The organism is Micromonospora sp. NPDC004336 (genome assembly GCF_053602615.1).
The window spans coordinates 1-7017 of record NZ_JBSGDY010000243.1 but is presented as its reverse complement, the minus strand read 5'-3'; the positions used below and the strand labels follow the sequence as shown (position 1 = coordinate 7017).

Below are 7017 nucleotides of genomic sequence, written 5' to 3'. Positions count from 1 at the left end.
GTCGTCGCCGGCAGCGTGTCGTCGCACGGCGCGGGTCCGGTGTTCGTGTTCCCGGGTCAGGGCGCGCAGTCGGCGCGGATGGCCGCCGGCCTGGTCGGCCGTGCGCCGGTGTTCGACGCGCGCCTGTCCGAGTGCCAGCGGGCCCTGGCGCCCTACCTGGACGTCGACCTCGTCTCGGTGCTCACGGGTGAGGACGAGTCGTGGTTGGCGCGGGTCGAGGTCGTGCAGCCGGTGCTCTGGGCGGTCGGCATGGCCCTGGCCGCCGTGTGGCAGCACGCGGGCGTCACCCCGGCGGCGGTGATCGGTCACTCGCAGGGCGAGATCGGCGCCGCCTGCGTGGCGGGCATCCTCAGCCTGGATGACGCGGCGAAGGCCGTGGCGCTGCGGTCCCGTGCGCTGACGGTGCTGCGGGGCACGGGCACGATGGCGTCGATCGACCTGTCCGCCGAGGCGGTCGCCGAGCGTTTGCCGGCGTTCCCGGGCGTGGGCGTCGCGGCGGTCAACGGCCCCTCGACGGTGGTGGTGTCGGGTCCGCCGCAGCCCGTCGCCGACCTTGTCGAAGCCTGCCAGGCCGACGGGATCAGGGCTCGCCTGATCCCGGTGGACTACGCGTCGCACTCGGTGGCGGTGCGGGACGTCGCCGAGCAACTCCGTGCGGACCTGGCCGACGTGACCCCGCAGCCCGGCCACACCCGGCTCGTGTCGACGTTGACCGGGGACTGGGTCGATCCGGGGTCGATGACGGCGGGCTACTGGTACGACAACCTGCGGCAGACCGTGCGGTTCGACGCCGCGGTGCGGGTGGCGGTCGCCGCCGGCCACACCGCGTTCGTGGAGATCTCCCCGCATCCGGTGCTGACGATGCCGGTGACGGCGATCCTCGACGATGCCGGGGCGAGCGGGCACACGCTGGGCAGCCTGCGGCGGGGCGACGACGACGCGACGCGGCTGCTGACCAACCTCGCCACCGCGCACGCGATCGGCCTGCCCGTCGACCTGACGGCCGTGCTGGCGCCCACCGACGCCGTCGCGCTGCCCACGTACGCCTTCGAGCGGCGACGCCACTGGCTGGACGCGCCCGCGCACCGCGTCCGCGACGTCGGCTCCGCCGGCCTCCAGGACGCCGGGCACCCGCTGCTCAGCGCGGCCGTACCGGTCGCGGACGACCAGACGGTGGTGCTGACCGGGCGGCTGTCGGTGCGTACCCACCCGTGGCTCGCCGACCACGCCGTCGGCGGGGCGGTGATCGTGCCCGGCACCGGCGTCGTCGACATGGTGGTCCGGGCCGGCGACGAGGTCGACGCCGGCCAGGTGGGCGACCTGACCCTGGTCAGCCCGCTGGTGCTCCCGGCGACCGGTGCGGCTCAGGTGCAGGTGCGGGTGGGCCCGCCGAGCGACACCGGCGAGCGCACCGTGACCGTGCACTCCCGCCCCGAGGACGGCGGCGACGCCGGGTGGACCCGGCACGCCGAGGGCCTGCTGCTGCCGCAGCCGCCCGCCCCGACCGCCGAGCCCGTCCGGTGGCCCCCGGCCGACGCCGTGGAGGTCGAGGCCGACCTGGACGACTGGTACGTCCGGATGGCCGACGGCGGTCTCGGCTACGGCCCCACCTTCCGGGGCCTGCGCCGGGTGTGGCGCGGCGACGACGCGGCCTACGCCGAGGTGGCCCTGCCCGCCGAGGCGACCGCCGAGGCGTCCCGCTTCGGGCTGCACCCGGCCCTGTTCGACGCGGCCCTGCAGGCCGGCGGGGTCACCGGGCTCCTCGGCGACGCGGGCGACGCCTCCGGCGCGGGCTGGCTGCCGTTCGCCTTCCGATCGGTCGCCCTGCACGCCCACGGCGCGACCCGGCTGCGGGTGCGGCTCCGGTCGCTCGGCCCGGACACGGTCGCGGTGACCCTCGCCGACACCGCCGGCCAGCCGGTCGCCACCGTCGAGTCGCTGGCCTTCCGGCCGGTCGCCGCCGGCCGGGCCGACGAGGCCGCCGCGCTGCGCCGCACCTCGGTCTTCCACCTCGACTGGACGCCGCTGCCGGCACCCGACGCGGCGGCGGGGGAGCACCGCTGGGCGCTGCTCGGCGACGACACCCTCGGCCTCGCCGAGGCGCTGGCCGCCGCCGGGCACCCCGTCCGCGGCCACGCCGACCTGGCGACCCTGGTCGCCGCCATCGAGCGGTACGGGGACGTACCCGATGTGGTGCTGGACCTGCGGTCGGGGGCCGACCCGGACCCGGACCGGGCCGGGGAGGCCGCGCACGACGCGGCCCGGGACGCGCTCGCGCTCGTGCGGGGCTGGCTCGGCGAGCCCCGGCTGGAGCGGGCCCGGCTGGTCCTGCACACCCGGGGCGCGGTCGGCGCCGCGCCCGGCGAGGCCCCCCACGACCTGGCCCGGGCGAGCCTGTGGGGGCTGGTCCGCTCGGCGCAGTCGGAGCATCCCGGCCGGTTCACGCTGCTCGACACCGACGACGCCGCGGCCTCCCTCGCGGCCGTCCCGGCGGCCGTCGCCTCCGGCGAGCCGCAGCTCGCGGTCCGCGACGGCGCGCTGCTGGTGCCCCGGCTGGCCCGGTCGCGCGACGCCGGGGTGCTGCCGCTGCCGGCCGACGAGGTGCCGTGGCGCCTCGACGTCACCGCGCAGGGCACGCTGGAGAACCTGGCCCTGCTGCCCGCCCCCGAGGCCGCCGGGGATCTGCCGGCGGGGCACGTCCTGGTCGGGATGCGCGCCTCCGGGCTGAACTTCCGCGACGTGGTGCTGGCCCTCGGCATGGTCCCCGACCAGCGGGTGCTGGGCAACGAGGGTGCCGGCGTGGTGCTCGGCGTCGGGCCGGGCGTCACCGACCTCGCCCCCGGCGACCGGGTCATGGGCATCTTCTCCGGCTCGTTCGCCTCGGCGGCCGTCACCGACCGCCGGCTGCTCACCCGCATCCCCGACGGCTGGTCGTACGCCGACGCCGCCGCCGTGCCGGTGGTCTTCCTGACCGCCTGGTACGGGCTGGTGGAGCTGGCCCGGCTGCGCGCCGGCGAATCCGTGCTCGTCCACGCGGCGGCCGGCGGCGTCGGCATGGCCGCCGTGCAGATCGCCCGCCACCTCGGCGCGGAGGTCTACGGCACGGCCAGCCCCGGCAAGTGGCCGGCGCTGCGCGCCACCGGCTTCGACGACGCGCACCTCGCCTCCTCCCGCACCCTCGACTTCGCCCACGAGTTCCGCGACCGCACCGGCGGGCGGGGCGTCGACGTGGTGCTCAACGCGCTCAGCGGCGAGTACGTCGACGCGTCGCTGGGGCTGCTCGCCGACGGCGGCCGGTTCGTCGAGATGGGCAAGACCGACAAGCGCGACCCGGAGCGGGTCGCCGCCGCGCACCCCGGCGTGCACTACCAGGTCTTCGACCTCATCGAGGCCGGCCCGGAGAAGATCGGCGCGATGCTGGGCGAGCTGATGGCCCTCTTCGCCGCCGGCGCGCTGCGGCCCCTGCCCCGGCGCACCTGGGACGTCCGGCGCGCCCCCGAGGCGTTCCGCTTCCTCAGCCAGGCCCGGCACGTCGGCAAGCTCGCCCTGAGCATCCCGCAGGCGCCCCGGCTCGACGGCACGGTGCTGGTCTCCGGCGCGACCGGCACCCTCGGCGCGCTGCTCTGCCGGCACCTGGTCACCGCGCACGACGCCCGGCAGCTGCTCCTGGTCAGCCGGCGCGGCCCGGACGCCGAGGGCGCCGACGAGCTGCTCGCCGACCTCAAGGCCCTCGGCGCGGACGTGTCGGTCGTCGCCGCCGACCTGGCCGACCCGGACGCCGTCGCGGACGTGCTCTCCATGGTGGACCCGCGGCACCCGCTGCGGGCGGTCGTGCACGCCGCCGGCGTCCTCGACGACGCCACCGTCGAGTCGCTCACCCCCGACCGGCTCGACGCGGTGCTGCGGCCCAAGGTCGACGCGGCCTGGAACCTGCACCGGGCCACCCTCGGCCACGACCTGACCGCGTTCGTGCTCTTCTCCGCCGCCGCCGGCGTCCTCGGCGGCCCGGGTCAAGGCAACTACGCCGCCGGCAACGCGTTCCTCGACGCCCTCGCCGAGCACCGGCGGGCCCTCGGCCTGCCGGCGGTCGCCCTGGCGTGGGGGCGCTGGGCCCAGGCCAGCGGCATGACCGGGCACCTCGACTCGGCCGACCTCCGCCGCCTCGACCGGGGCGGCATGGCCGCCCTCTCCGACGACGAGGGGCTCGCCCTGTTCGACGCGGTCTGGCGCTCCGAGCGGGCGACCCTGGTGCCCGCCAAGATCGTCACCGGGGTGGCAGCGCCCGGGTCACCCGTCCACCCGCTGCTGACCAACCTCGTCCGCGCCGCCGGCCGCCGGGCCGCCGCCGGGGAGGCCGCCGACGGGCAGGCGTACGCCGAGACGCTGCGCGCCCTGCCCGACGACAAGCGGGTACGCGCCCTGCGCGACCTCGTGCTGGCGCACGTGGCGGTCGTCCTCGGCCACGGCGACCCGGCCGGCGTCGAGCCGACCCGCGCGTTCCGGGAACTCGGCTTCGACTCGCTCACCGCCGTCGAGCTGCGCAACCGGCTCGGCGCGGCCACCGGGCTGCGGCTGCCGGCGACGCTGGTCTTCGACAACCCGACGCCGACCGCGCTCGCCGAGCACCTGGCCGGGCAGTTCGCCCCGGCGACCCCGGCGGGGGAGACGTCGACGGCGGGCCGGGAACTGGACCGGCTGGAGGCGACGCTCGTCGGCCTCGACCCGACCGACGACGAGTTCCGCCGGATCACCGAGCGGCTGCACGGCCTGCTGGACCGGCTGACCGAGCGGCAGGCGGACGCGGACGGCGACGACGACCTGGAGTCGGCCACCGCCGAGAACATCTTCGACCTGATCGACCGCGAGCTGGAGACGTCGTGACGACCAGCCGCAACGACATCGGCACGCCGAGTGAGGTAGGTCCACGGTGAGCAACGAGGACGAGAAGTACGTCGAGTACCTGAAGCGTACGACCTCGGAGCTGCGGCGTACCCGGCGGCGGCTGCGCGAGCTGGAGAGCCGGGACTCCGAGCCCATCGCCGTCGTGGCGATGAGCTGCCGCTACCCGGGCGGGGTCGACAGCCCCGAGGCGCTGTGGCAGCTCGTGCGCGACGGCGGCGACGGCATCGGGCCGTTCCCCGCCGACCGGGGCTGGGACCTGGAGCGCCTCTTCCACCCCGATCCCGACCACCCGGGCACCAGCTACGTGCGGGAGGGCGGCTTCGTCTACGCCGCCGCCGACTTCGACGCCGACCTGTTCGGCATCTCGCCCCGCGAGGCCGTCGCCATGGACCCGCAGCAGCGGCTGCTGCTGGAGACCTCCTGGGAGGCGTTCGAGCGGGCCGGCATGCCGATGCCGGCGGTGCGGGGCAGCCGCACCGGCGTCTTCGTCGGGGCGGCGTCGCACGGCTACGACGGCATGATGGCGCAGGCCGAGAACGGCGAGGGGCACCTGCTCACCGGCAACGCCACGAGCGTCATCTCCGGCCGCGTCGCCTACACGCTCGGGCTGGAGGGGCCGGCCGTCACCGTCGACACCGCCTGCTCGTCGTCGCTGGTCGCCGTCCACCTGGCCGCGCAGGCCCTGCGCAACGGCGACTGCGAGCTGGCCCTCGCGGGCGGCGTGACGGTGATGCCAACCCCGGCCGTCTTCGTCGGCTTCAGCCGGCAACGCGGCCTCGCCGCCGACGGCCGGTGCAAGGCGTTTGCCGCCGGCGCCGACGGCACCTCCTGGTCCGAGGGCATCGGCATGCTGCTGCTCGCCCGCCTCTCCGACGCGCAACGGCACGGGTACCCGGTGCTCGCCGTGGTGCGCGGCAGCGCGGTCAACCAGGACGGCGCGTCCAACGGGCTGAGCGCCCCGCACGGCCCGTCCCAGGTGCGTGTCATCCGCCAGGCCCTCGCCAACGCCCGGCTCACCCCCGAGCAGGTCGACGTGGTGGAGGCGCACGGCACCGGCACCCGGCTCGGCGACCCGATCGAGGCGCAGGCGCTGCTCGCCACGTACGGGCAGGACCGGGGGGACGCCGCGCCGCTGCTGCTCGGGTCGGTCAAGTCGAACATCGGCCACACCCAGGCCGCCGCCGGGGTGGCCGGTGTGATCAAGATGGTCATGGCGATCCGGCACGGCGTCGTGCCACCCACCCTGCACGTCGACGAGCCGTCCCCGCACATCGACTGGACCGCCGGGGCGGTCGCCCTCGCCACCGCCGCCACGCCCTGGCCCCCCGTGGACCGGCCGCGCCGGGCCGCCGTGTCGTCGTTCGGGGTGTCCGGCACCAACGCGCACACCATCGTCGAGCAGGCCCCGGCCCCGGTCGACACCGAGGACGAGCCGGTGGTGGCCGCCGACCGGCCGGTGTTCCCCGTGCTGCTCTCCGCCCGCTCCGACGCCGCGCTCGCCGCGCAGGCCGGCCGCTGGGCCGCCCGGCTCGCCGCCGACGACACCCTGCGCCCCCTCGACGTGGCCTTCTCGTCCGTCACCTGCCGGTCCACCCTGGACCGCCGCGCCGTCGTGTCGGCGACCGGCCGCGACGACCTGCTCGCCGCGCTGCGCGCCGTCGCCGCCGGGGAACCGGCCGGCACCGTCGTCACCGGCGCCGGATCGCCGCGCGGCCAACTCGCGGTGCTCTTCTCCGGCCAGGGCGCGCAGCGCGCCGGCATGGGCAAGGAGCTGTACGCCGAGTTCCCCGTCTTCGCCGCCGCCCTCGACGAGGCGTGCGGCCACCTGGACCGGGCCCTGCCGCGCCCGTTGCGGGAGGTGCTGTTCGCCGAGCCGGGCACCCCGGAGGCGGACCTGCTGGACCAGACCGTCTTCACCCAGGCCGGGCTGTTCGCCGTCGAGGCGGCGCTGTTCCGCCTAGTCGAGTCGTTCGGCGTCGCCCCCGACCTCGTCGGCGGCCACTCGATCGGCGAGGTCACCGCCGCGTACGTCGCGGGGGTGCTCTCGCTGGAGCACGCCTGCGCGCTGGTCGCGGCCCGGGGCCGGCTGATGCAGGCGCTGCCCGCCGGCGGCGG

Annotated in this window: 2 protein-coding genes; both read left to right on the top strand. The window is 76.9% G+C overall.

Translation table 11 applies throughout. The annotated features are described in order from the left end of the window. A partial coding sequence (locus tag ACWENR_RS28730) for an SDR family NAD(P)-dependent oxidoreductase (protein WP_452280082.1) occupies positions 1 to 4881 on the top strand: 4881 nt, incomplete at its 5' end. Positions 4882 to 4927: 46 nt separating this feature from the next. Further along, positions 4928 to 7017 (top strand): type I polyketide synthase (locus ACWENR_RS28725; protein ID WP_452280081.1); only part of this gene is annotated, 2090 nt, incomplete at its 3' end.